This is a genomic window from Altererythrobacter ishigakiensis, assembly GCF_001663155.1.
GTDB classification, from domain to species: Bacteria; Pseudomonadota; Alphaproteobacteria; order Sphingomonadales; family Sphingomonadaceae; genus Erythrobacter; species Erythrobacter ishigakiensis.
Genome location: NZ_CP015963.1, coordinates 1,381,166 through 1,404,480, shown reverse-complemented (window position 1 = coordinate 1,404,480; position 23,315 = coordinate 1,381,166). Strand labels below are relative to the sequence as shown.

The window sequence follows — 23,315 nt, the reverse complement described above, 5'->3', positions numbered from 1 at the left end:
CCAAGACAATGGCCACAGAAGTAACAGTTCCAACCCTCGGTGAATCGGTAACCGAAGCAAGTGTGGGCGAATGGCTCAAGCAGCCAGGCGATGCAGTCGCGGCTGACGAGCCGATTGTCAGCCTTGAGACTGACAAGGTCGCGGTGGATGTGCCCTCGCCCGTCGCTGGCGTGATTGGCGAGCACAAGGTTGCCGTGGGTGACACGGTTGAAGTGGGCGCGGTAATCGCGACGATTGAAGAAGGCGCTGGCGCTCCGGCCAAGAAGCCTGAAGCGAAAGAAGAAAAGCCTGCTCCTGCCGCAGCAAAGGATGACACCTCTGGCGGAAGCGATACCGTGACTATGTCACCAGCCGTGCGACGCGCTGTGCTGGAACACGGAGTCGATCCGACGACGATCAAGGGCACAGGCAAAGATGGCCGCTTGACCAAGGAAGACGTGCTTGCCGCCGCCAAGGCGAAGGGGGACAGCCCGGCTCCTGCACCCGCACCAACACCTGCACCGGCAACTGCCGCGACTGGCGGCGATCGCAATACCGAGCGGGTCAAGATGACGCGTATGCGTCAGACCATCGCCAAGCGGCTGAAGGGTGCGCAAGAGAACGCCGCGCTGCTCACGACGTTCAACGATGTCGATATGTCGGCCGTGATCGAAGCGCGCACCAAGTACAAGGATCTGTTCGCGAAGAAGCACGATATCCGCTTGGGATTCATGGGCTTTTTCGCGAAGGCTGCTTGTCTGGCGCTGAAGGACGTCCCATCAGTCAATGCTTATATCGAAGGCGATGAGATCGTCTATCACGACTATGTCGATATCTCTGTCGCGGTCTCTGCGCCCAATGGTCTGGTTGTCCCGGTCGTGCGCGATTGCGATGCCAAAGGCTTTGCTCAGATCGAAAAGGACATCGCAGACTTCGGCAAGCGCGCCAAGGAAGGCACGCTGACAATGGAAGACATGTCAGGAGGCACATTCACCATCTCGAACGGCGGTGTATTCGGATCGCTTATGTCGACCCCGATCATCAATCCGCCGCAAAGCGCGGTTCTGGGTCTTCACCGGATCGAAGACCGCCCGGTTGCGGTGAATGGCGAAGTCGTGATCAGGCCGATGATGTATATCGCGCTGAGCTACGACCACCGCCTGATCGACGGCCGCGAAGCGGTGACCGCGCTCAAAATCATCAAGGAAGCGATCGAAGATCCGACACGGATGCTGATCGACCTTTAAGGAATACCCCAATGGCTGACCATTCTTACGATTATGACGTTCTGGTTATCGGCGCTGGCCCTGGCGGCTATGTCGCGGCTATTCGCGCGGCGCAGCTGGGATTGAAGGTGGCTTGCGCAGAAGGCCGCGCAACACTGGGCGGAACCTGCCTCAACGTTGGCTGTATCCCGTCCAAGGCAATGCTGCATGCGTCGGAATATTTCGACGCAGCAAGCAATGGCACAATGGAAAGCATGGGCATCGAAGTGAAGCCCAAGCTGAACCTCGAAAAGATGCATGGCCAGCGGGTCGATGCGGTCGATGGCCTGACCAAGGGCATCGAATTCCTGTTCAAGAAGAACAAGGTCGACTGGAAAAAGGGTTATGCGACTTTCCAGGATGCGCACACGGTAAAGGTCGGCGAAGAGACCGTCACTGCAAAGGATATCGTGATCGCGACCGGCTCTTCGGTCACTCCCCTGCCCGGCGTCGAGGTCGACAATGACAAGCAGGTGGTGGTCGATTCCACCGGTGCGCTTGAACTCAAGAAGGTGCCGAAGAAGATGGTCGTCATCGGTGGCGGCGTGATCGGGCTGGAGCTCGGCTCTGTCTGGCGCCGCCTGGGCGCGGAAGTCATCTGTGTCGAATTCCTTGACCAGATCCTGCCCGGTATGGACGGCGATATTCGCAAGGAAGCGAACAAGATCTTCAAGAAGCAGGGAATCGAGTTCAAGCTGTCGACCAAGGTCACCGGTGTGACCGTCAAAGGTAAGAAAGCCACGCTGACACTGGAGCCAGCCGCAGGTGGCGAAGAAGAAACGCTGGAGGCCGATTGCGTCCTCGTATCGATTGGCCGGAAGCCCAATACCGATGGTTTGGGTCTTGAGAATATCGGCCTCGAAACCAACCAGCGCGGCCAGATCGAAACCGATCATTCCTTCCGCACATCGATCGACGGCATATGGGCAATCGGTGACGTAATCCCCGGCCCCATGCTGGCGCACAAGGCCGAGGATGAAGGCATCGCGGTTGCGGAGAACATCGCGGGCGAAACCGGCATTGTGAACCACGATGTGATCCCGAGTGTTGTCTACACCTGGCCCGAGATCGCCGGTGTTGGCCTGACAACCGAGCAAGCGATCGAAAAAACAGGCGGCGACAAGAAAGCGGTTAAGGTCGGAAAATTCCCGATGATGGCGAACAGCCGCGCCAAGACCAATCATGAGCCTGACGGTTTTGTGAAGGTCATCGCCGACGCGGAAACCGACCGCGTTCTGGGCGTATGGTGTATCGCCAGCGTCGCGGGCACGATGATTGCCGAAGCTGGCATCGCGATGGAGTTTGGCGCAACGTCCGAAGACATTGCCTACACCTGTCACGCGCACCCGACCCATGCTGAAGCGATGAAGGAAGCGGCGATGGGTGTGCAGGGCAAGCCGATCCACATTTGATCAGAGCCAATGCTCATTTCCGTTTGATCGCGTTCCCCCCTCTCCCTAAGACACGCTGTTGGAGAGGGAGGATAATGTGGCCTATCCAAAACTGACCGATCAGGCTGGAGCAATTGAAACAGCGGCACGCATCCGCAGGGGCGAATTTTCACCGCATGAAGCCGTGGAAGATGCCATTGCGCGGATTGAGCACCTCGATGTCCACGTGAACGCGGTTGCGGTGTGCGATTTCGAGCGCGCGATTGAGACCGCAAAAGGAATGGATAAAGAGCTGCCCGGTGCGCATCAACCATTGTTCGGCGTCCCTATGACGATCAAGGAAAGTTTTGATATCGCTGGCCTTCCAACGACGTGGGGCCATAAAGCGCACAAGAGTTATGTTGCCCGGCGCGATGCGAAGATCGTGCGCCAGCTTAAGGCGGCGGGCGTGGTCTTCCTGGGCAAGTCCAACGTACCGATTGATCTCAGTGATTGGCAAAGCTTCAACGAAGTCTATGGCCGCACCAATAATCCGCACAATCATGATCGCTCGCCAGGCGGATCTTCGGGCGGTTCAGCGGCAGCGGTCGCCAGCGGGATGGTGCCAATCGAATATGGAACGGACATAGGCGGCTCAGTGCGCGTGCCGGCCCATTTTTGCGGTGTCTGGGGCCACAAAACGAGCTGGGGCCTGGTCAGCAAGCACGGACACGATCATCCGGCAATGGCGGGCAAGGATGCGCATGATGGCGCTCTTTCGATCGCCGGGCCGCTGGCCCGCAACGCTGATGACATAGAGATCCTGCTGCGGCTGACGTCGGAATTTCCGTTATTCGAGCGAGAGAGACCGCTTAGATCTTGTCGTATACTCGCGATCCTTGATCACCCGGACAGCCCGCTTGATGACAGCGTGCGCGCACCGATGGAAGCGGCGCTGAGCGCTCTCGAAGCGGCAGGCGTGCAGATCGACCGGAAGAGCGATCTCATCCCCGACCTCGCAGCACAGCAAGCCGACTACCTGCGCATGCTCAATGTCGCGATGGCGCGCGGTGCCCCCTCGCCCGATGGCAAACGTGCGACCGCGACAGACTGGTTCAATCTGCTCGACCTGCAAGCGCGCAACGAGATCGCCTGGGCGCATCTGTTCGAGACATATGACTTTGTGCTCGCGCCGCCTGCGCCTGTGCTGGCGGTTCCGCATCGCGATGAGGCGGTGTTCCGCGGCGACATTGATATAAATGGCACTGCGTCCCCGGCATCGGGCGGGTTGGCATGGGCCGGCCTCGCCACTTTCCCCAATTTGCCTTCGACCGTGCTTCCGATTGGCTCGGGCAACTACCTGGGCACGGAGCTGCCCTGCGGACTGCAGGTAATGGGACGGCGTTGGAGCGATCTCGACTGCGTCGCCGCTGCGCGCGAAATTGATGCAATCGTGAACGGATAACAGATGGCCAAACTGACGATGCTTAAGTTTGCCAAATGGCATATCTGGCTTGGCTGGCTGGTTGGCTTTCCAACGTTGATGTGGATGGTGACCGGGCTCTACATGGCGGCCAAGCCAATCGAGGAAGTTCGCGGTAATCATTTAAGGGTAGAGCAGTCTGTGCAGCCCCTGGTGCTACCCGGTAGTGCGCTAGCCGGCGCAGAATTTCCGATCCGCGATATGCGCGCCGTGATGCAGGATGGCCGCGCAGTAGCCATTCTAACCGGTATGGACGGTAGCATCCGGCGCATCGATATGCAGAGCGGTACAGCCCTGCCTGCTCTATCGGCAAACGATGCAAGACGGATCGTGGCAGAACAGATCAAGGGGGGCGAAAAGGTTCGCACCGTAACTGCGTTTGATGCCGACAATGTTCCCTTCGATTTCCGTCGCTCCATGCCTGTCTGGCAGGTCGCGCTGGAAGATGGGGCGCATATCTATGTTGGGCGCGACACTGGCCAGATAGAGGCTGTACGCACGCGCTGGTGGCGCGGTTTCGATTTCATGTGGGGCCTGCACATCATGGATTTGAGGACTCGCGAAGATACCAGCCATCCGATACTGATCCTTTTCGCGATTCTGGGAGTGCTAGGCGCTATGCTCGGTTGCATCCTGATGTTCCGCCGCCGCAAAGTGCGCGTCACCGCCAAATGAATGGCACCGAAGTTTTGACCCCGGTGCTCGACGCGCTGGACATTCTGGGGTTGGCAATATTCGCGCTGACGGGCGCATTGGTTGCCGCCAAGCTCAAGCAGACATTCGTGACGCTGGCCTTCTTCGCGCTGGTGACCGGGGTGGGCGGAGGCACTGTGCGTGATTTGCTTATCGGTGCTCCGGTGTTCTGGATGACTGACCCCTGGGTAGCCCCGATTTGCTTCGGCACTGCGCTGGTCGCGTGGTTCACGCCGACCCGTTGGTGGGAAGGAAAATTGCTAGACTATGCCGATGGTGCGGGGCTTACGGCCTATGCCGTGCTGGGCAGCGCGAAGGCGCTTTCTTACGGTATTCCGCCGGTCCCTGCCGCACTGATGGGAATCATTACCGGCTGCGTAGGCGGCATTATCCGCGACGTTGTTGCAGGCAGACCATCGATCATCATGCGGCCAGAACTCTATGTTACTGCAGCTGCGGCAACCGCGACTCTGACAGTAGGCGGGATGACTTTGGGTCTGGACGATCCAATCGTCTGGGGCACAGCATGGCTTGCGGGCTTTGCGCTACGCAGCGCTGCGATCAAATGGCAAATCGCACTCCCTTCCTATGACGAGGCCGAGCGCGCGAAGAACTAAGCCTGGTCAGTTTGCCGACGCATCCGCCATCGAATAGCGATCTTCCGCCGAACCTTCCTCCAGGTCGCCATCAATCGGGCCACCAGGGTAGGAAGAAACTTGCTGAGAGCGGCGTTCCGCTTCCGGATCAACCTGCTCTTCCCGTTCTACTTGCGCCCAAGCAGATCGATAGCGATCATCGCTATACTGGTTGTCCTGGACGGGACGATCGGACGAAGGTGTCAGCGCAGAGAAGCTATCGCCGTAATTCACACTCTCGATGCGTCCGTCAGACCCGATCGTACAATTGAAACGGTCACCGTTGAAGATCGTGCCAGTAACCCGCCAACCTTCAGCTGTGCGGTCGACGCTTTGAACCTCGTCAACGCGCACATCACGCTCGATCTCATTTAGGCATTGATCGACCGCGCCATCGATACCGCGCCCGCTGGTCGAGGAGCGGCGTGTATCACGTCGATCACGCAGATAATCATCACGGAAGCGTTCGTCTCGATAACGGCGTTCGCGGCGTTCCGAATTTGACGCCGCACTTGCGATGGCCGCAATCCCACCGATGACCAGGGCCCCTGCGATTACGTCACTTGCATCAATCCGATGGCGGCGGTGGCGGTAGCCACGATAACGATAACCGCGCCAACGACGATGATGTTCTGCTGCCATTTCGTCAGCGCTGAAGATTTCGACTTGAGGCAATGTACTAGCAGCCATCGACGCTTGGTCTGACAGTTCTGCGGCAGCCGCAGGCGCCGTCGACAACGTTCCGGCAGCAAGCGCGACCGACAGGGCGCTCAACTTGCTAAATTGGGCCATTATGGTCCCTCCTGTTTTGTGCGCCCACCACACGCGATTCGATATCTAACGGCTAGGCGGCCCAGGCTTAGCCAAGCCTGAACCGCCCATTGGTGGAGAGAGAGGTAGTGAATTGTTCAATCGAGGTAGCGGAGGCCGCCATAATCAATATCAACGACCTGTCCGCGACGGATTTCACATTTGAAACGACCGCGATCGAAACCACGCCCACGATGGTAATAGGCACGATCATCATATCGGTTGCGATCCCGATAGCGATCGCCGCGATATCCGCCACGGCCTTCGCCAACTACCAGACGCCCGCGAACTTCCCATCCGCGCCGTTCACGATCAACATCACGGATCTCGGTTACATCGGCGAAGCGGTATCCGGCGCGGCGCGCGTCACGCTCAACAGCACGGACACATTTCTGGATCGCACGCTCTGGGTTGGCGCGCGGGCGATAATCTCGGTCACGATATGCATAGTGATCGCCCCGATACTTGCGATCCTTGTCGAATGCGCCAGCGACAGCTGCAATACCGCCAATGATCAGCGCGCCGGCGATCACATCGCCCGCATCGATTTTATCATCGCGGTGCTTCGCCTGCGCCGGAGTAGCGCCGGCCAAAGCCAGTGCACCCACAGCTGCAGTAGCGATCCCACCTTTCGCGAAAGCCTTGGTAATAGTGCTCATTTGAGGTTCTCCTCATCTGGGCCGTGGCGGGATTGCCTCGGCTGTGATGAGAGAACTAGATGATTCGCGCTTATGCCTCGCTGAACTCCCGTGACAGCAATCGTTCAGAAAAGTACTATTTTTTCTGAACGTCAGCTAGTCCGGTGAAATGTGCAAGGAAAGCAAGAACATCCGCGCCTTCAGCGATCACTTTATCAGTGGGTTTTCCTGATCCGTGCCCAGCCCGCGTTTCAATCCGGATCAACTGCGGCTTATCTCCAAGATTGGCAGCTTGCAGCGCGGCGGTGTATTTGAAGCTGTGCCCCGGGACTACGCGATCATCGGTGTCGGCAGTCGTCACCAGAACTGCAGGATAGTCGACCCCATCACGCACGTTATGGTAGGGGGAATAGCTGCGCAGTATCCGCCAATCTTCTTCGCGGTCTGGGTAGCCATAGTCGTCCACCCAATACCGTCCGGCCGTAAAACGATCGAAGCGGAGCATGTCCATGACGCCGACCGCCGCATGCGAGGCGTCGATCAGATCAGGACGCTGGTTTGTTACTGCACCGACGAGCAAGCCCCCGTTGGACCTTCCTTCGATCGCCAGACCGTCTTCGGTAGTGTAGCCATTGGCCTTCAGGAATTCACCTGCGGCGATGAAATCGTCGAATACGTTCTGCTTGTTCGCACGACGTCCGGCATCGTGCCATTCCTTGCCGTATTCACCGCCCCCGCGGATGTTGGCGAGAGCAAAAACGCCACCCGCCTCCATCCAAGCCATACGCGTAGCGTTGAAACCGGGCGTAATCGAAATATCGAACCCGCCATAGCCATATAGCAGCGTGGGCGCGGCCTCTCCGCTTTCAGCCAGCGCTTTTTGGCGCACGATGAACATAGGGATCTTCGTGCCGTCCTTTGACGGATAGAACGTTTGCTCAATGGCGAAATCATCTGGGTCAAAGGTCAGCTCTGGGCTGGCGAAGACATCGGTCTCCCCGGTCTCCAAATTCAAGCGATAGATCGAATCCGGGCGGTTGAAACTTTCAAAGCTATAGAATGTCTCCGGATCGCCAGGCGAACCGCCGAACCCGCTTGCTGTGCCAAGGCCGGCCAATTCAATCGCGCTTGCCCCCTCGCCTTTCAAATCGAGCACGATTGCGCGGCTCGCGGCGTCTCGCAAATATTCGACCACCAGCTTGCCACCAACGATCGACGCGCCCGAAATCGGCTTGTCCGTTTCGGGTACAACCAATCGCCATTCAGGTTCGCGATCATCCAGATTGATCGAAACGATGCGGAACTTTGGCGCGTCATGATTGGTGCGAAAATAGAGCGTGCCATCGAGCGACGCGATCAGAGTCCAGCTGTTCTCGAAACCGGTCACCAATGGCATCGCCTTCCAGCGATCGCGCCCGCGTCTCTTCAGGTCCATCAAATGCACTTCGTAGACATCGTCCGTCCCGATCGAACTGGTGATCGCCGCCCAGCGTCCGTCATGTGTAGTGCGCGCAGAGTGCCCACGCTCAGGATGATCGGGTGTCGCGAAAACTTGCCTGTCCTCGCTCTGATCTGTTCCGATTTCGTGGAAGTAGACCGCCTGATTGTAGTTCAGCGCCTGAAAGTCCAGCCCCTCCTCCGGCTCCGGGAAGCGCGAATAGAGGAAACCTTCATTTCCGACCCACGCTATACCCGTGAACTTGGCCCAGCGTATCTCATCGCCCAGTTGCTGGCCGGTCGAGACATCTATTACCCGGATAATACGCCAGTCGGTCCCGCCGTCCTGTACACTGTAGGCGAGAAGCGATCCGTCGGGCGACGGCTCCCACCCTGCCAGCGCTGTGGCGCCATCATCAGCCCAGACATTGGGATCGATCAGCAGCCGCCGTTCACCATCGATGCCTGTCTGGACATAGAGCTGTGACTGGTTCTGCAGGCCCGAATTACGGGTGTAGAAATAGTTCTCGCCTGCCTTCTGAGGGATACCGAAGCGTTCAAAATTCAGGAGGCTCGCGATCCGTTCGGCAAACCATTCGCGGCTCTCGAGCTGTTCCATGAAAGCATCGGTTGTCTGGTTCTGTGCTGCGACCCAATTTGCGACTTCGGGATCATTACGCACATCATTTTCAAGCCAACGATACGGGTCTGCGACTTCCTCCCCGAAGATCGTCTCGGTCAGGTCTTGCGTATAGGTTTCCGGGTACTCGGGAGCATTGAGCGCTTCATCGGCGGCAACGAGTGGCGACGCAATAAGGCTGGTTGTTGCAGCCAGCAGCAATAAGCGGATCATCTAGAGTTCTCTCCGAAAAAGCGACCAAACTTGTATGGCAAATCAATTCAACGTGTACCTAATCAAGCGCAGCTAGCACGTCCCTTGTAAACGCGGCGATATCGAAGCGGGTTCCGACCATGTCTTCTCCGCGCCTTACGATCACGACATTGCGACTGGGTACGACAACGAGATATTGCCCGCGGTTGCCACGCGCTGCGAATGCATCGTCAGGGATGCCCTCGAACGCATTGCCTTCGGGGCGGCGGAATGTCCACCATCCTGCACCATACCCCCAATCTGTACCTTCGGGCTGAGGACCGCTCGGGTCGGACACATAATTACGCCATTCTTCAGGAAGTAAGCGTTCACCATCCGGCGAAACGCCGTCATTCAGGTACAATTGGCCCAGTTTTGCGAGATCGCGCGCGGTCGTCCAAGCTTGGCTAGAGAGGATGTAGCCACCCCGATGGTCCGTCTCGGCCACAGTGTGATTCATTCCAAGCTTTTCGAAGAAGTCCATTGGACGATAATAAGAAAGGTATGACTGGATCGCCTTCACCGCCATCAGCGTATCATTGTTGGCATAGCGATAGACACTGCCGGGCTGAAAAATGATCGGCCAGGCCGTCGCGCTCTCATCGACCGTAGCCCCTCCCCAATAAAGTGGGTCAGTACGATTCCCGGGCGTGTCTGAATAGCGACCTGATGCCATCCTGAGCATATGATCGACTGTGATCGACCGGCGCGGATCATCTTGCGTCCGCCAGTAACCCAAGGCCACGGGCTGATCTACAGTGACCTCTCCCGCCTGTACGGCCCACCCAACAAGCGTAGCTGCTATCGACTTCGCAACGGACCAAGTCCGCTGCGGAGTGGACGGGTCAAACCCTTCAACATAGTCCTCAAGAACTATCTGATCGCCTTTGGCTACCAGGATCGATGTAGTCCGGCTGCCTTCTCCATAGCCGCCTGCAAATGCCATGGAAGAAAGCCTGCGGGACACCGCTTCATCCAGCGCAGCTTCGTCGGTTGTGATTTCCCGTGTGTCTCTTGCCACAATGACTTCGAGAGGCTCACGTGGATCCAACAGCGGCGATCCGATTGGCAGAAGATCGCAACCAAATTTCGGCTGGTAGCGCGCCAAGCGTGGCGGCATGTCATCCGCCCATGAAACACGAACCTGATCAATGGTTCCCGCTTCTTGCGCGCGAAGAATCTCGTATGGCAATTCTTTCACAATTTCATTCAGAGGGCTCTGAATCCCCGTCAACTCCCATTCGTGGACACTCTCGGGTGTCCGCGTGGCTCCATTGGCTTCCGCGTTGGCAATCGCGCTGCACAAGAACAGGGCCTTGTAGCCTGCGGCCAGCGCCCGGTCATAGCGTGCGTCCAGTTGCTCCTGCGCGCTTTGCGCATTGGCTGGCGCTACGAATGGAATGGCGGCGAGTAGCGCAAGCGCGCCGAAAGATGTGCGGATCATGCGCCTCACCCTAGCCCGGAGTACACAAAAGAAAAGGGGCCGATGGATCGCTCCACCGGCCCGATTTATTGCAACGGATCAACTAAGGCCGCGCCATTTTTAGTTCTTCTACAACCTCAAGGTGGGGAATGCCGCCGGACAAGCACTCCTGAGACCGGCCATCAATCCCGATCTTGACCGAAACGCGTGTGCGTTTGTTCGAAAAATGCTTGGACGTGACTACGTCAACAGGCTCCCAAAACTCGAGGGAGATCAGCACCTCTTCTTGCGACAATAGGGTTGATGCGACAACGCGCCCCTGAAACTCGTGCCCCATATATCTGCCGGAGACATGTTGTCCGGCCTGAAACCGGTCGGGTGCATGCAGATTTCTGGCCTGTGCAGCTGCAGTGTTCCAATCGAAGAAACCATAGCGACGCGCGATCAATTCCAGCGCCCGTGAATGCGAAACCTGGCGCCCCTGCGCTTGCTTGATGGACCGATACCGCCGCACCAGTGCCTTCATATTGGCCAGATTTGGTAGGTGTTTTGAATACATAACGATCTCCTGATCATCATGCCGATACTGATGGGGTCCGCATTGCCATCTCGGCGTGTCTGGAGATGTTCGGTTATGCCGTGAGAGAATTCACCTTGGCTTGCGCCCGCGGACGGCAGGCCCCTCTCGGCCTTGCGCGCCTGTTATGGGAAAGGTCAAAGTGTGTCAAACACAACAAAAAAGGGGCCGGAAGGTCACCCTTCCAGCCCCCGTTTGTCTTGTGATCGAGAAGCTTACGCTTCTTCCATGTCCTCATCGTTCATGACAGGACCTGAATCCTGGCCCTTCGCCTCTTCATCACGCTCGACGAACTCGATGATCGCCATCTGCGAGGCGTCCGAAGCACGATAGCCGGCCTTGATGATGCGGGTGTAGCCGCCATCACGGTCCGAGTAACGCTCTGCCAGGACGTCAAACAGCTTCTTCAGCTGTGTTTCGTCCTGCAGACGGCTCATCGCCAGACGGCGATTGGAAAGACCGCCACGCTTTGCCAGCGTGATCAGTTTTTCGACATAAGGGCGCAGTTCCTTCGCCTTGGGCAAAGTTGTCTGGATCTGCTCGTGCTTGATCAGGGCAGCTGCCATATTGCGGAACAGAGCCGCGCGGTGGCCCGATTTACGGCTCAGCTTACGCTGTGAAATTCCGTGACGCATTATCTTCTTCCTTCGTTTGTAAGGGGCCCGTGTGAGGTAGCCCGGTACTGGCGGCGCTTAAGGTGCGCCGCCGGAACCCGATCAGCCGAGAAGTTCCTGTTCGAGCTTCTTGGCCATTTCTTCGATGTTCTCAGGCGGCCAGCCAGGGATATCCATGCCGAGGCGCAGACCCATGCTGGAGAGAACTTCTTTGATTTCGTTAAGCGACTTGCGGCCGAAGTTCGGCGTGCGCAGCATCTCTGCTTCGGTCTTCTGAACCAGATCGCCGATGTAGATGATGTTGTCGTTCTTGAGGCAGTTTGCCGAACGCACCGAAAGCTCGAGCTCGTCGACCTTCTTGAGAAGGTAACGGTTGAGCTGATTGGCGTCGTCTTCCTGCGGCGTTGCAGCCTGGCCGATCATGGCTGACTGCGGCTGCGGAATACCGTCTTCGAAGTGCACGAACAGCGTCAACTGGTCCTGCAGAATGCGCGCCGCATAAGCGATCGCGTCTTCCGGGGTGACAGTGCCGTCGGTTTCGATGGTGAGGCTCAGCTTGTCATAGTCAAGCTCCTGGCCAACGCGAGCGTTCTCAACCTTGTAGCTCACCTGACGGACCGGCGAGTACAGGCTATCAACCGGGATCAGGCCGATTGGTGCATCTGCGGGACGGTTCTGAACCGCAGGCGCATAACCCTTACCCACGTCAGCGGTCAGCTCCATGTTGAGCGTCGCACCTTCGTCAAGGTGACAGATCACCAGATCCTTGTTCATGACTTCGATGTCGCCTGAAACAGCGATATCGCCAGCCTTCACCTCAGCCGGGCCAGTTGCAGAAAGCTGGAGCCGTTTGGCGCCTTCGCCTTCCATCTTGAGCGCAATCTGCTTTACGTTCAGAACGATGTCAGTCACGTCTTCGCGAACACCAGCCAGTGAGCTGAACTCGTGAAGAACGTTTTCGATCTTGATTGACGTGATAGCGGCGCCCTGAAGCGAGCTAAGCAGAACGCGGCGCAGCGCGTTTCCGAGTGTAAGACCAAAGCCGCGCTCAAGCGGCTCAGCAACAAAAGTAGCCTTGCGCTCTTTGTCGCCGTTATCCTTGATCTCGAGAGTGTTGGGCTTCTTTAGTTCCTGCCAGTTCTTCATATTGACGGACATGGATTTCCCCTAATTCGCTTGGCAGCGTTTACAATGCGGACTGGACCGGAGCGCCGATAAGAGCGCGTCCGGTCCGAAACTCAAATTGGGCGGTCCGAAAACCACCAATCAGCAACGGATCAGACGCGGCGACGCTTCGACGGCCGCACGCCATTGTGCGGGATCGGCGTCACATCTCTGATCGATGTGATGTTAAAGCCAACAGCGGCGAGACCGCGCAGCGCGCTCTCACGACCCGAACCCGGGCCTTTCACTTCGACTTCCAGTGTACGAACACCGTGCTCGGCAGCTTTCTTGCCGGCATCGTCTGCTGCAACCTGTGCGGCATACGGGGTCGACTTGCGGCTACCCTTGAAGCCCATCATGCCTGCACTGGACCAGCTAATAGCATTGCCCTGAGCATCAGTGATAGTGATCATGGTGTTATTGAAGCTGGCGTTGATATGCGCAACGCCGCTGGTGATGTTCTTCTTGTCACGGCGCCTAATCTTGGCGGGTTCGCGTGCCATCTCTCGTATTCCTCTTCATTCGTCCAAAGAAGGGAAAAGCCTCCTGGGCAAAGCCCTGGAAGCTTACTTCTTCTTGCCGGCAATCGGCTTCGCCTTACCCTTGCGGGTACGGGCGTTGGTGTGTGTACGCTGGCCGCGAACGGGCAGCTGGTTACGGTGACGCAGACCACGATACGAACGTAGGTCCATCAGGCGCTTGATGTTCATTGCTGTCTGGCGACGCAAGTCACCTTCGACCGTGAAATCGGCGTCGATCGTTTCGCGGATGCGCAACACTTCCTCATCGGTGAGGTCCTGCACGCGGCGGGCGTGATCGATGCCCAGCTTGTCTGCAATCTGAACGGCCGTGGTTCGGCCGATACCGTGAATATAGGTGAGCGCGATAATAACGCGCTTATTTGTGGGGATGTTTACCCCGGCAATACGAGCCACTTACTTCTCCATGCTCCACAGGGCCAAAGCGGCTATGCCGCCATTCCCTATCTCATCGCTACAACTCTCTACGTCCGACACCGCATGAACTGATGCTCAAACGGCAAAAAGCCCGATAGGGGACGCATAGCGCTGCCGCCTGCCGGACTCGTTTCGAACATGTCGAATGACAAGCGCGCTTAATGTGATTCTCGGCCTTCGTCAACAGGCAAGCGCGCACAACACCATACACAGCCCAATATGGGCTGTGCACGATTTATGCGGAGGCTAACCCAAACTCAAGCCTAGGTCAAAACCGCTGTAACAACAGGCTTGGTGAAAACTAGTTGTCGCTAAGATCGCTGAAGGCTTCGTCGACCGAAGAACGGGGCTTCTCTTCAACCGCTTCAGGGTCCACCTCCTCGACTGGCGCATCTTCGACTTCAGGTACAGCCACTTCCGGAAGCGGCGCTGGTGTATCGAGGCGCCCCAACAGGCTTGCCAACCCGTCAAGCTGCTGCGTCATGACGCCATCAACTGCTGGCGCGATCACATCCACATCGTAGCGCATGTAGCCGCCAACGACATATTCCCACACGATCTGCGAGCCTTCCTCTGCATCGCTGATCACAATTGTCAGCACGCCGCCCACCGGCTCGCTCTGCAACGGGCCCAGCCCACCGCGCATCCGCAAGGCACGCTCCGGAAATGCCTGAATAACCCGCATATGTTCGACGCTACCTTCCAGCGTCACACGGTCAGCATCCAAATCTTCAGGGATGCGCTCACAAAAGCACCCCCCTGCCTGCGGCTTCAGTGACATATTCGCGGCATCACCTGACCAGGTGTGTGCATCATTCCACCACTTGCCCGGACTGATCAGCGCCAACCAAACTTCCATCGGCGTTGCATCAACCACAGCCGTATCGCGGGTTACAAATCCATCCTCGCTGCTCGCAACGATTTCAGCCTGAGCCGCGCCTGAACATGCGATCAGCAGAGCGCCGGTAATAGCGGTTGGAAATTTCATCGGTGGTCGTCTCCCTAACGCACATGGTCTAGGTGACCGGTGCGCGAAGAGAAAGGCTTATCAGCTGCCCTGCGGCTTAGCCAAGGATCGCGTCGATCTCGCTAGCCACTTCGTCGATACCGTCCATGCCATCAACGCGGGTCACAATACCGCGAGCCTCGTATCCCGGCAGGATGGGAGCGGTTTCGCTACGATAAACTTCCATGCGGTGCCGCACAGTTTCTTCGTTATCGTCGGGACGGCGCTTGAACTCGGTCGAACCGCAAGTGTCGCACACACCCTCTTTCGAGGTCGGATTGGCGGTATCGTGATACAAGGCGCCACAATTGGCGCAGCTGAAACGACCGGTGATGCGTTCTACCAATGCATCGACATCGACAGCCAGCTCGATCACATGATCCAGCGTTCGGCCATGCTTCTTCAGAAGAGAATCCAGAATTTCCGCCTGCGCCTCTGTGCGCGGATAGCCGTCAAAAATTGCACCGGTCTCAGAATTCAGCGCTGCCAGCTCATCATCGATTAGATCGGAAACGATTTCATCCGATACGAGTTCACCCGCATCCATCACTGCCTTGGCCTTAAGACCTACTGGGGTTTGGGCCTTAACTGCAGCACGCAGCATGTCACCGGTCGAAAGCTGCTTCATGCCGTGACGCTCGACCAAGCTGGCACTCTGCGTTCCCTTACCCGCACCCGGCGGCCCAAGAAGAATGATGTTCATTGCTCGCGTACCCCCGAATGACAACGCTGATTAGCTGCGGCGACCCTTCAGCTTCGCTTTCTTGATAAGATCACCATACTGGTGCGCCAAGAGATGGGACTGAACCTGGCTGATCGTATCCACGGTCACGTTCACCACAATCAGCAAGCTCGTGCCGCCAAGGAACAGCGGAATGCCCGTCTGCGCGATCATATACTCCGGCACGACGCAAACCAATGTCAGATAGATCGCGCCAACCACAGTGATACGGGTCAACACATAATCGAGATAGTCAGCAGTGCGCTTGCCCGGCCGGATTCCCGGAATAAAACCGCCGTTCTTCTTCAGGTTCTCCGCGGTTTCTTCCGGGTTGAATACAACTGCAGTGTAGAAGAATGCGAAGAACATAATCAGGATCGCGTAGAGCGTCATGTAAAGCGGCTGACCGTGCTGCAGATATTGCACGATCGTCTGAATCGACTGACCACCGGTGCTCGTCGGATCAAGCGAATTGCCCGCAAACTGCGTAATCGTTAGCGGCAGCAACAACAGTGAACTGGCGAAAATTGGCGGAATAACACCTGCCGTGTTGAGCTTAAGCGGTAGGTGTGAGCTATCCGCCTGCATCATTCCACGCTGAGTCGCCCGCTTCGGATATTGGATCAGCAAGCGGCGCTGGGCACGCTCCATGAAACTGATCAGCAAGATGAGCACGACAACCATCGCGATAAAGCCGATGATAATTCCCGGCGCAATCGATCCGGTGCGGCCGCCCTCGAACAGGTTGGAAGTAAACATCGGGAACTGCGCCACAATGCCGGCCATGATGATCAGCGAAACGCCGTTGCCGATACCACGAGCCGTGATCTGCTCGCCTAACCACAGCAGGAACATGGTACCGCCAACGAGGCTGATCACAGCGCCGACGCGGAACATGTAGCCGGGATCGACCACTGCCTGTAGCCCCGCCGAATTCGCGAAGCTTTCCAGACCTGCAGCAAGAAACCAGCCCTGGATAGTACAGAGGAAAACCGTACCGTAGCGCGTGTACTGATTAAGCTTTTGCCGCCCGGTTGTGCCTTCTTTCTTGAGTGCCGCCAGCGTGGGGTGCAGTGCAGACGCCATCTGCACAACGATAGACGCCGTAATATACGGCATGACACCAAGGGCGATCAGGCTCATCCGCTCAAGGCTGCCGCCCGTGAACATGTTGAACATGTCCAGAATACCGCCCTGAGTTTGCTCAGCCAGCTGTGACAACGCCAGCGGGTTGATACCCGGCAGCGGGACGAAGCTCAGAAAGCGGAAAACAATCAGCGCGCCGAGCGTAAACCAGATGCGCTGGCGAAGCTCGGTGGCTTTGGAGAAATTGGCGAGGTTTAGATTACTCGCAATGCTATCGGCGCGTGATGCCATTGTATCAGATCAATCCTGGTCTTGCGCCGGCCCGTCCCCGGCTCAGAAAGCTCAGAACGGATAGATAGGGAGCGGATGGCCCGTTGTCGAACCCCCGCACCCTAACTTTTATCTATCAGTCTGCCTTTTCAGCAGTTTTTTCGGCTTTTGGAGCGGTAACTTCGACGCTGCCGCCAGCCTTTTCAACCGCCGCGATCGCGCCCTTTGTGGCGCCAGCAACAACGAACTTGGCCTTGGCCTTGATTTCGCCCTTGCCCAGCAGACGCACACCGTCCTTGCCGCCACGTACGAGGCCGCAGGCACGAAGTGCTTCTTCGGTGATATCTTTTTTGCCGTCTAGCTTCTTCGCATCGATGAACTTCTGCACCATGCCGATGTTCACTTCGGCAAAGTCCTTGCCAAAGGGGTTGTTAAACCCGCGTTTTGGCAAACGCATGTGAAGCGGCATCTGGCCGCCTTCAAAGCCCTTGATGGCTACGCCTGAACGGCTCTTCTGACCCTTTTGACCACGACCGCCGGTCTTGCCTTTGCCAGAACCAATGCCTCGGCCAACACGCATGCGACCCTTGCGGGCGCCTTCGTTGTCACGGATATCGTTGAGTTTCATAGTTTGCACTCGCTTTCGCTTTGTTTCGCGCTGAAAATTTGAGGCCCCGCAGATGCGAGGCCTCGATTTGTGTTAGTCGACCACTTCAACCAGATGCGGGATCTTGGCGATCGCGCCGCGAACTTCAGGGGTGTCCCGACGCTCGACGACTTTGTGCATCTTGTTGAGACCCAGGCCGATCAGAATCTTGCGCTGGCTCTCTGGACGACGGATCGGCGAACCGATCTGCTTGATCTTGATGGTGCTTGCTTTGGCCATCGTGATTACTCCGCAATAGCAGCGGCGTCAGCTTCCGCTTCAGCTTCGCTGGCGCCACCACGGCCAAGCAGGTCTGCAACCTTCTTGCCACGACGCTGAGCAACCGACTTCGGCGAAGTCTGATCAGTCAGAGCGTCAAAAGTAGCGCGGATCATGTTGTAAGGGTTCGACGTACCAACCGATTTGGTCACAACGTCTGCGACGCCGAGGCTTTCGAATACGGCACGCATCGGACCACCGGCAATGATACCGGTACCCGGAGGCGCTGTGCGAACGGTGACCTTGCCGGCGCCGAAACGGCCGTTGCCGTCATGGTGCAGCGTGCGGCCTTCCTTCAAAGGCACGCGGATCATCTTCTTGCGCGCAGCAGCCGAAGCTTTCGAGATTGCTTCAGGCACTTCGCGAGCCTTGCCATGGCCAAAGCCAACGCGGCCTGAACCATCGCCAACAACAACCAATGCCGCAAAACCGAAGCGCTTACCGCCCTTCACTGTCTTTGAAACGCGGTTGATGTGAACCAGCTTCTCGATAATGCCGTCATCTTCTTCTTCGCGGCGGTTGTCACGGCCACGACCGCGACCACGGCCACGACCGCCTTCACGCCCACCACCATCGCGACCACCACGACCACCACGGCCCTGACGTTCCTGCTTAGGAGCTTCTTCAGCCGGTGCTTCTTCTGCAGGAGCAGCCTCGGCTTCCGCGGGAGCTTCTTCAGCTGCCGCTTCCTGAGCCGGTGCTTCGGTTGTTTCGGTCGCTGCGGTCTCTTCGACCTGAGCTTCCGCTTCTGGTGTTTTCTTTTCGTCAGCCATCATCAGAACTCCAGCCCGCCTTCGCGAGCGGCATCAGCCAGCGCCTTGACGCGGCCGTGAAACAGGAACCCGCCGCGATCAAACACGACAGTTGTTACGCCAGCCTTCTTGGCAGCAGCGGCGATGTCCTTGCCAACCTTGGTGGCTGCATCGACATTGGCGCCTGAAGCCTTGCCACCCAGCGTCGAAGCCGCAGCAAGTGTCTTGCCATCAGCATCGTCGATGATCTGAGCGTAAATGTGCTTGCCGGTACGGTGGACCGACAGGCGCGGCTTGCCACCAGCACGGCTGCGAAGCGCGGTGCGCACGCGGCGGCGGCGACGTTCAAAGAGAGAAAGCTTTGCCATCTTACTTCTTCTTCCCTTCCTTACGGAAGACATACTCGCCCTGGTACTTGATACCCTTGCCCTTGTAAGGCTCAGGCTTGCGCCAGCGGCGGATTTCAGCAGCGAGCTGGCCAACGGCCTGCTTGTCGATACCGCTGACGATCACAGTTGTCTGATCAGGTGTTTTGACTTCAAGGCCTTCAGGCACAACGATGTCAACATCGTGGCTGAAGCCGAGCTGCAGCTTGAGCTTGCTGCCCTGTGCCTGCGCACGATAACCAACGCCTGAAATTTCCAAAGTCTTCGAAAAGCCTTCGGTCACGCCTTCGACCAGGTTCGAGACCAGCGTGCGCTGCATGCCCCAGAAAGAGCGCGCCTGCTTGGTATCGTTAGCCGGGTTGACCTGAATCTCTTCGCCTTCGACCTTGTAGTCGATCAGGTCGCTGAGACCCATCGAAAGGGTGCCCTTTGGCCCCTTCACGGTCAGCGTGCCGTTGTCGATCGTAGCGGTCACGCCACTTGGGATCGCAACTGCCTTCTTACCAATGCGGCTCATCAGAACACCTCCGCCAGCACTTCGCCACCAACGTTCTCGGTGCGCGCTTCCGCATCGGAAAGTACACCGCGAGGGGTCGAGACGATGGTGATGCCAAGGCCATTGCGGACCGTCGGAAGCTCTTTCGAACCCGAATAGACGCGGCGGCCAGGCTTGGAGACGCGAGCGACGTGCTTGATAGCCGGTTCGCCCTCGAAATATTTCAGTTCAATCCGCAGCGCAGGATGCTTGCCAGAGCTGTCTTCGCTGTAGCCACGGATGTAGCCTTCGCGCTGAAGCACTTCGAGCACGTTCGCACGCAGCTTTGATGCAGGTGAAAGAACAGAGTCCTTCTTCGCCTGCTGGCCGTTGCGGATGCGGGTGAGCATATCACCCAATGGATCGGTCATTGCCATGATCTAATTCCTCACCAGCTCGACTTGGTCAGACCAGGGATCATGCCCCGGTTGCCGAGTTCACGCAGTTCGATACGGTTGATGCCGAACTTGCGGTAATAGCCGCGCGGGCGACCGGTGGTTGCGCAGCGGTTGCGGACCCGGGTGGGGTTCGCATTGCGCGGGATTTCCGCCATCTTCAGGCGCGCGATCAGACGCTCGCTCTCATCGAGAGATTCGTCATCAGCAATCGCCTTAAGCTTGGCGTACTTGTTTGCGTACTTCTGAACGAGCTTCTTGCGCTTCTCGTTCTTATTAATGGAACTCAGTTTCGCCATTGGACTTAAGCTCTCCTAAAACGGCTTACGCCGCTTCCTTGTCTTCAGCCGATGCTTCGGCCGGGAACGGGAAGCCGAACAGCTTGAGCAGTTCGCGTGCTTCCTCATCGGTTTTCGCGGTAGTGGTGACGATGATATCCATGCCACGCACCTTTTCGATCTTGTCGTAGCTGATCTCAGGGAACACGATCTGTTCCTTGAGGCCCATCGCGTAGTTACCACGACCATCAAACGACTTCGGGTTGAGACCACGGAAGTCACGGATGCGAGGCATTGCGACAGTCACCAGACGGTCGAGAAATTCGTACATACGGTCACGGCGCAAGGTCACCTTGCAACCGATCGGCATGCCTTCGCGCAACTTGAACTGTGCGATCGACTTTTTCGCCTTGGTGATTACCGGTTTTTGACCGGCGATCAGCGCCATTTCTTCAGCAGCCGTCTGAACCTTCTTCTTGTCCTGGCTTGCTTCGCCCACGCCCATATTGAGCGTGATCTTTTCAAGCTTGGGGACTTCAAGACGGTTCTTGTAACCGAACTTCTCGGTCATCGCCTTGACGATCTGGTCTTCGAACTTCTGCTTCAGACGAGGAGTGTAATCAGCCATCGATGGTCTCCCCACTCTTCACGGCAACACGAACCTTCGTACCGTCCTTCTTTACATCGAAGCGTACACGGGTCGGCTTGCCGTCTTTTGGATCAGCCACAGCGACCTTGCTGATGTGCATCGGCGCTTCACGGCGCTCAATGCCACCCTGCGGGTTTGCCTGGCTCGGCTTGCGGTGACGGGTTGCGACGTTCACGCCCTCAACCAGGACCTTGCCTTCCTTCGGCATGACTTGGGTTACCGTACCGGTTTTACCCTTATCCTTACCTGACAGAACGACAACGCTGTCACCCTTCTTGATCTTTGCAGCACCCATCTTAGAGCACCTCCGGAGCGAGCGAGATGATTTTCATGAAGCCGCGACCACGCAGTTCACGGACAACCGGGCCAAAAATACGAGTGCCGATCGGCTCCTCGCTCTTGTTCACGAGTACCGCAGCGTTGCTGTCAAAGCGGATCACGCTACCGTCTTTCCGGCGCACTTCCTTCTTTGTGCGCACGATCACTGCACGGTGCACGTCGCCCTTCTTAACCTTCGCACGTGGCTGGGCTTCCTTAACGGAAACCACAATCACGTCACCGACGCTCGCAGTACGACGCTTAGAGCCACCCAGTACCTTGATGCACTGGACGCGCTTTGCGCCGCTGTTGTCTGCGACGTCGAGATTGGATTGCATCTGGATCATTGATCCGGTTCCTTCTCTTGGCTTGCTGGGACACCCGATACCAACCGGGGCTCAGCAGTTCCTTCGTCTAACTCAGTTACCTGCCGCTTCGACTTCCAGGTCAGCTTCCACTGCCTGAGTGCCACCTGCGGTGACCCGATCCTTTACAGTCCAGGTCTTCGTCTTCGAAATTGGTTTGGTCTCTTCGATGCGGACCACGTCACCAATTGCGTATTCGTTATTTTCGTCGTGAGCGTGATACTTCTTCGAACGACGGATGATCTTCCCGTAAAGGGGGTGCTTCACCTTACGCTCGACCAGTACGGTCACGGTTTTGTCGGTCTTGTCGGAGGTGACAGATCCGATCAGGATACGTTTCGGCATTGTCTACTCCTTAAGCCTTTGCTGCCGCGGCAGCACGCTCATTTTGCAGCGTCTTGATCTTGGCGATCGTACGGCGCACTTCACGAACCCGAGCCGGAGCTTCGAGCTGGTTTGTAGCGGCCTGAAAACGCAGGTTGAACTGCTCACGCTTGAGCTCTGTCAATTCAGCGCTCAGCTGGTCGTCGGTCTTCGTGCGAAGATCTTCTACTTTGCTCATTTGCTGCCTCCCAAGTGTGAGGTGTCGCCAAAGCGAGCAACGACCTTGGTCTTGATCGGCAGTTTCATTGCTGCGCGTTCAAAAGCGAGTGCAGCCAGCGGACCAGGCACACCATCAAGTTCAAACAGGATGCGGCCAGGCTTTACGCGAGCTGCCCAGTACTCGACCGAGCCCTTGCCTTTACCCTGACGGACTTCAGCAGGTTTCTTTGAAACCGGCACATCGGGAAACACACGGATCCACAGACGGCCCTGACGCTTCATCGCACGGGTGATCGCACGACGCGCAGCTTCGATCTGGCGTGCAGTAATACGCTCTGGCTCAAGTGCTTTCAGACCATAGGCGCCAAAGTTCAGCGTAGTGCCGCCCTTTGCATCACCCTTGATCTTGCCTTTGAAGGCCTTGCGATATTTGGTTTTCTTCGGTTGCAACATTGTCTTTTACCTATGAACCAATCAGCGCGCCGGACGGACGCCGGAAGTCTGAGCTTCCATCATCAAACGGTCTTGCGCTGTCGGATCGTGAGCCAGGATCTCGCCTTTGAAGATCCATACCTTGATGCCGATGATGCCATATGCGGTCAGCGCTTCGGTTTCTGCATAGTCGATGTTGGCACGCAGCGTGTGCAGCGGGACACGGCCTTCGCGATACCATTCGACACGTGCGATCTCTGCACCGCCCAGTCGGCCGCCACAGGTGATCTTGATGCCTTCTGCGCCAAGACGCAGAGCTGACTGAACCGCACGCTTCATTGCGCGGCGGAAAGCCACACGGCGGATGAGCTGATCAGCTACACCCTGCGCAACGAGTTTCGCGTCGATTTCCGGCTTGCGGATCTCGACAATGTTCAGCTTCACTTCGCTTTCCGTCATCGTAGCGAGCTTCGCGCGAAGCTTCTCGATGTCAGCGCCCTTCTTGCCGATGATCACGCCTGGGCGTGCGGCATAGATGGAAACGCGGCAAAGCTTTGCCGGACGCTCGATCACCACCTTCGAAATCGCGGCCTGAGGCACGGTTTCGAGGATGTATTTACGGATCTCGATGTCTTCCTTGAGCAGCTTGGCATAGTCACGCCCTTCAGCGTACCAGCGGCTGTCCCAGGTGCGGTTGATCTGCAGGCGCAGACCGATCGGATTGCTCTTCTGACCCATC

Annotated in this window: 31 protein-coding genes; 5 read left to right on the top strand and 26 right to left on the bottom strand. The window is 57.3% G+C overall.

From position 1 onward, the window contains the following. The first annotated feature begins 8 nt into the window (after positions 1-8). From odhB to A6F69_RS06635, 5 genes are all read left to right on the top strand, one after another. Positions 9-1,226 carry a 2-oxoglutarate dehydrogenase complex dihydrolipoyllysine-residue succinyltransferase gene (gene odhB / locus A6F69_RS06655; RefSeq protein ID WP_067598958.1) on the top strand — a complete coding sequence of 406 codons (1,218 nt, stop codon included), beginning with the start codon at positions 9-11 and terminating at the stop codon, positions 1,224-1,226. 11 nt (positions 1,227-1,237) lie between these two features. Continuing rightward, positions 1,238-2,656 carry a dihydrolipoyl dehydrogenase gene (gene lpdA / locus A6F69_RS06650; protein WP_067598955.1) on the top strand — a complete coding sequence of 473 codons (1,419 nt, stop codon included), beginning with the start codon at positions 1,238-1,240 and terminating at the stop codon, positions 2,654-2,656. Positions 2,657-2,732: 76 nt separating this feature from the next. Further along, positions 2,733-4,079, top strand: coding sequence for an amidase family protein (locus A6F69_RS06645; protein WP_067598952.1), 1,347 nt, complete (start codon positions 2,733-2,735; stop codon positions 4,077-4,079). 3 nt (positions 4,080-4,082) lie between these two features. Then, complete coding sequence (locus tag A6F69_RS06640; RefSeq protein ID WP_067598949.1) at positions 4,083-4,772, top strand: PepSY domain-containing protein; 690 nt, start codon at positions 4,083-4,085, stop codon at positions 4,770-4,772. Next, positions 4,769-5,407 (top strand): trimeric intracellular cation channel family protein, encoded by a 639-nt coding sequence (locus tag A6F69_RS06635; RefSeq protein WP_067598946.1) that lies wholly within the window; start codon positions 4,769-4,771, stop codon positions 5,405-5,407. The genes A6F69_RS06640 and A6F69_RS06635 overlap by 4 nt, the downstream gene beginning before the upstream one ends. A gap of 6 nt (positions 5,408-5,413) precedes the next feature. On the opposite strand, the gene A6F69_RS06630 is transcribed toward A6F69_RS06635, so the two are convergent. The 26 genes from A6F69_RS06630 to rpsC all read right to left on the bottom strand — a co-directional run bounded on the left by A6F69_RS06630 (position 5,414) and on the right by rpsC (position 23,314). Further along, positions 5,414-6,217 (bottom strand): hypothetical protein, encoded by an 804-nt coding sequence (locus A6F69_RS06630; RefSeq protein WP_067598943.1) that lies wholly within the window; start codon positions 6,215-6,217, stop codon positions 5,414-5,416. Positions 6,218-6,333: 116 nt separating this feature from the next. Further along, positions 6,334-6,894: a hypothetical protein gene (locus tag A6F69_RS06625; protein ID WP_067598940.1), complete on the bottom strand. Its 561-nt coding sequence runs from the start codon at positions 6,892-6,894 to the stop codon at positions 6,334-6,336. A 115-nt stretch (positions 6,895-7,009) separates the two neighbouring features. Beyond that, the gene (locus tag A6F69_RS06620; RefSeq protein WP_067598937.1) at positions 7,010-9,163 is read right to left on the bottom strand and encodes a prolyl oligopeptidase family serine peptidase; all 2,154 of its coding nucleotides are present in this window, start codon (positions 9,161-9,163) and stop codon (positions 7,010-7,012) included. A 58-nt stretch (positions 9,164-9,221) separates the two neighbouring features. Beyond that, positions 9,222-10,625 (bottom strand): serine hydrolase domain-containing protein, encoded by a 1,404-nt coding sequence (locus tag A6F69_RS06615; protein ID WP_067598933.1) that lies wholly within the window; start codon positions 10,623-10,625, stop codon positions 9,222-9,224. Between the two features lie 82 nt (positions 10,626-10,707). Then, positions 10,708-11,163, bottom strand: coding sequence for a glyoxalase superfamily protein (locus A6F69_RS06610; RefSeq protein ID WP_067598930.1), 456 nt, complete (start codon positions 11,161-11,163; stop codon positions 10,708-10,710). Between the two features lie 233 nt (positions 11,164-11,396). Then, positions 11,397-11,816 carry a 50S ribosomal protein L17 gene (rplQ, locus tag A6F69_RS06605; RefSeq protein WP_067598927.1) on the bottom strand — a complete coding sequence of 140 codons (420 nt, stop codon included), beginning with the start codon at positions 11,814-11,816 and terminating at the stop codon, positions 11,397-11,399. An 81-nt stretch (positions 11,817-11,897) separates the two neighbouring features. Next, positions 11,898-12,953, bottom strand: a complete 1,056-nt coding sequence (locus A6F69_RS06600; protein ID WP_067598924.1) for a DNA-directed RNA polymerase subunit alpha — start codon at positions 12,951-12,953, stop codon at positions 11,898-11,900. Between the two features lie 119 nt (positions 12,954-13,072). After that, positions 13,073-13,462 (bottom strand): 30S ribosomal protein S11, encoded by a 390-nt coding sequence (gene rpsK / locus A6F69_RS06595; protein ID WP_067598921.1) that lies wholly within the window; start codon positions 13,460-13,462, stop codon positions 13,073-13,075. A gap of 63 nt (positions 13,463-13,525) precedes the next feature. Then, positions 13,526-13,894 carry a 30S ribosomal protein S13 gene (gene rpsM / locus A6F69_RS06590; protein ID WP_067598918.1) on the bottom strand — a complete coding sequence of 123 codons (369 nt, stop codon included), beginning with the start codon at positions 13,892-13,894 and terminating at the stop codon, positions 13,526-13,528. A 322-nt stretch (positions 13,895-14,216) separates the two neighbouring features. After that, the gene (locus A6F69_RS06585; RefSeq protein ID WP_067598915.1) at positions 14,217-14,903 is read right to left on the bottom strand and encodes an SRPBCC family protein; all 687 of its coding nucleotides are present in this window, start codon (positions 14,901-14,903) and stop codon (positions 14,217-14,219) included. A gap of 76 nt (positions 14,904-14,979) precedes the next feature. Continuing rightward, positions 14,980-15,624 carry an adenylate kinase gene (locus tag A6F69_RS06580; protein ID WP_067598912.1) on the bottom strand — a complete coding sequence of 215 codons (645 nt, stop codon included), beginning with the start codon at positions 15,622-15,624 and terminating at the stop codon, positions 14,980-14,982. 30 nt (positions 15,625-15,654) lie between these two features. Further along, positions 15,655-17,019, bottom strand: coding sequence for a preprotein translocase subunit SecY (gene secY / locus A6F69_RS06575; RefSeq protein ID WP_067598909.1), 1,365 nt, complete (start codon positions 17,017-17,019; stop codon positions 15,655-15,657). Between the two features lie 115 nt (positions 17,020-17,134). Then, positions 17,135-17,626 carry a 50S ribosomal protein L15 gene (gene rplO, locus A6F69_RS06570; protein ID WP_067598906.1) on the bottom strand — a complete coding sequence of 164 codons (492 nt, stop codon included), beginning with the start codon at positions 17,624-17,626 and terminating at the stop codon, positions 17,135-17,137. 72 nt (positions 17,627-17,698) lie between these two features. Then, entirely contained in the window at positions 17,699-17,884 is a 186-nt protein-coding gene (rpmD, locus tag A6F69_RS06565; protein WP_067598903.1) for a 50S ribosomal protein L30, read from the bottom strand. A gap of 5 nt (positions 17,885-17,889) precedes the next feature. Continuing rightward, positions 17,890-18,699, bottom strand: a complete 810-nt coding sequence (gene rpsE, locus A6F69_RS06560; protein ID WP_083984722.1) for a 30S ribosomal protein S5 — start codon at positions 18,697-18,699, stop codon at positions 17,890-17,892. Further along, positions 18,699-19,043, bottom strand: coding sequence for a 50S ribosomal protein L18 (rplR, locus tag A6F69_RS06555; protein ID WP_067598900.1), 345 nt, complete (start codon positions 19,041-19,043; stop codon positions 18,699-18,701). The genes rpsE and rplR overlap by 1 nt, the downstream gene beginning before the upstream one ends. Position 19,044: 1 nt before the next feature. Next, complete coding sequence (gene rplF, locus A6F69_RS06550) at positions 19,045-19,578, bottom strand: 50S ribosomal protein L6 (protein WP_067598897.1); 534 nt, start codon at positions 19,576-19,578, stop codon at positions 19,045-19,047. Next, positions 19,578-19,973: a 30S ribosomal protein S8 gene (gene rpsH, locus A6F69_RS06545; RefSeq protein ID WP_067598893.1), complete on the bottom strand. Its 396-nt coding sequence runs from the start codon at positions 19,971-19,973 to the stop codon at positions 19,578-19,580. Before rpsH ends, rplF begins: the two co-directional genes overlap by 1 nt. Before the next feature lie 11 nt (positions 19,974-19,984). Beyond that, positions 19,985-20,290, bottom strand: a complete 306-nt coding sequence (gene rpsN / locus A6F69_RS06540; protein WP_067598890.1) for a 30S ribosomal protein S14 — start codon at positions 20,288-20,290, stop codon at positions 19,985-19,987. Positions 20,291-20,315: 25 nt separating this feature from the next. After that, positions 20,316-20,897 carry a 50S ribosomal protein L5 gene (gene rplE / locus A6F69_RS06535; RefSeq protein WP_067598887.1) on the bottom strand — a complete coding sequence of 194 codons (582 nt, stop codon included), beginning with the start codon at positions 20,895-20,897 and terminating at the stop codon, positions 20,316-20,318. Next, positions 20,890-21,213, bottom strand: a complete 324-nt coding sequence (rplX, locus tag A6F69_RS06530) for a 50S ribosomal protein L24 (RefSeq protein ID WP_067598884.1) — start codon at positions 21,211-21,213, stop codon at positions 20,890-20,892. Before rplX ends, rplE begins: the two co-directional genes overlap by 8 nt. A 1-nt stretch (position 21,214) precedes the next feature. Further along, entirely contained in the window at positions 21,215-21,583 is a 369-nt protein-coding gene (rplN, locus tag A6F69_RS06525) for a 50S ribosomal protein L14 (protein WP_067598881.1), read from the bottom strand. Positions 21,584-21,655: 72 nt separating this feature from the next. Then, positions 21,656-21,946, bottom strand: coding sequence for a 30S ribosomal protein S17 (gene rpsQ, locus A6F69_RS06520; protein ID WP_067598878.1), 291 nt, complete (start codon positions 21,944-21,946; stop codon positions 21,656-21,658). A 10-nt stretch (positions 21,947-21,956) separates the two neighbouring features. Next, the gene (gene rpmC, locus A6F69_RS06515) at positions 21,957-22,163 is read right to left on the bottom strand and encodes a 50S ribosomal protein L29 (protein WP_067598875.1); all 207 of its coding nucleotides are present in this window, start codon (positions 22,161-22,163) and stop codon (positions 21,957-21,959) included. Continuing rightward, positions 22,160-22,597, bottom strand: coding sequence for a 50S ribosomal protein L16 (gene rplP / locus A6F69_RS06510; RefSeq protein WP_067598872.1), 438 nt, complete (start codon positions 22,595-22,597; stop codon positions 22,160-22,162). Before rplP ends, rpmC begins: the two co-directional genes overlap by 4 nt. Before the next feature lie 21 nt (positions 22,598-22,618). Further along, the gene (gene rpsC, locus A6F69_RS06505) at positions 22,619-23,314 is read right to left on the bottom strand and encodes a 30S ribosomal protein S3 (RefSeq protein WP_067598869.1); all 696 of its coding nucleotides are present in this window, start codon (positions 23,312-23,314) and stop codon (positions 22,619-22,621) included. Position 23,315 lies beyond the last annotated feature (1 nt).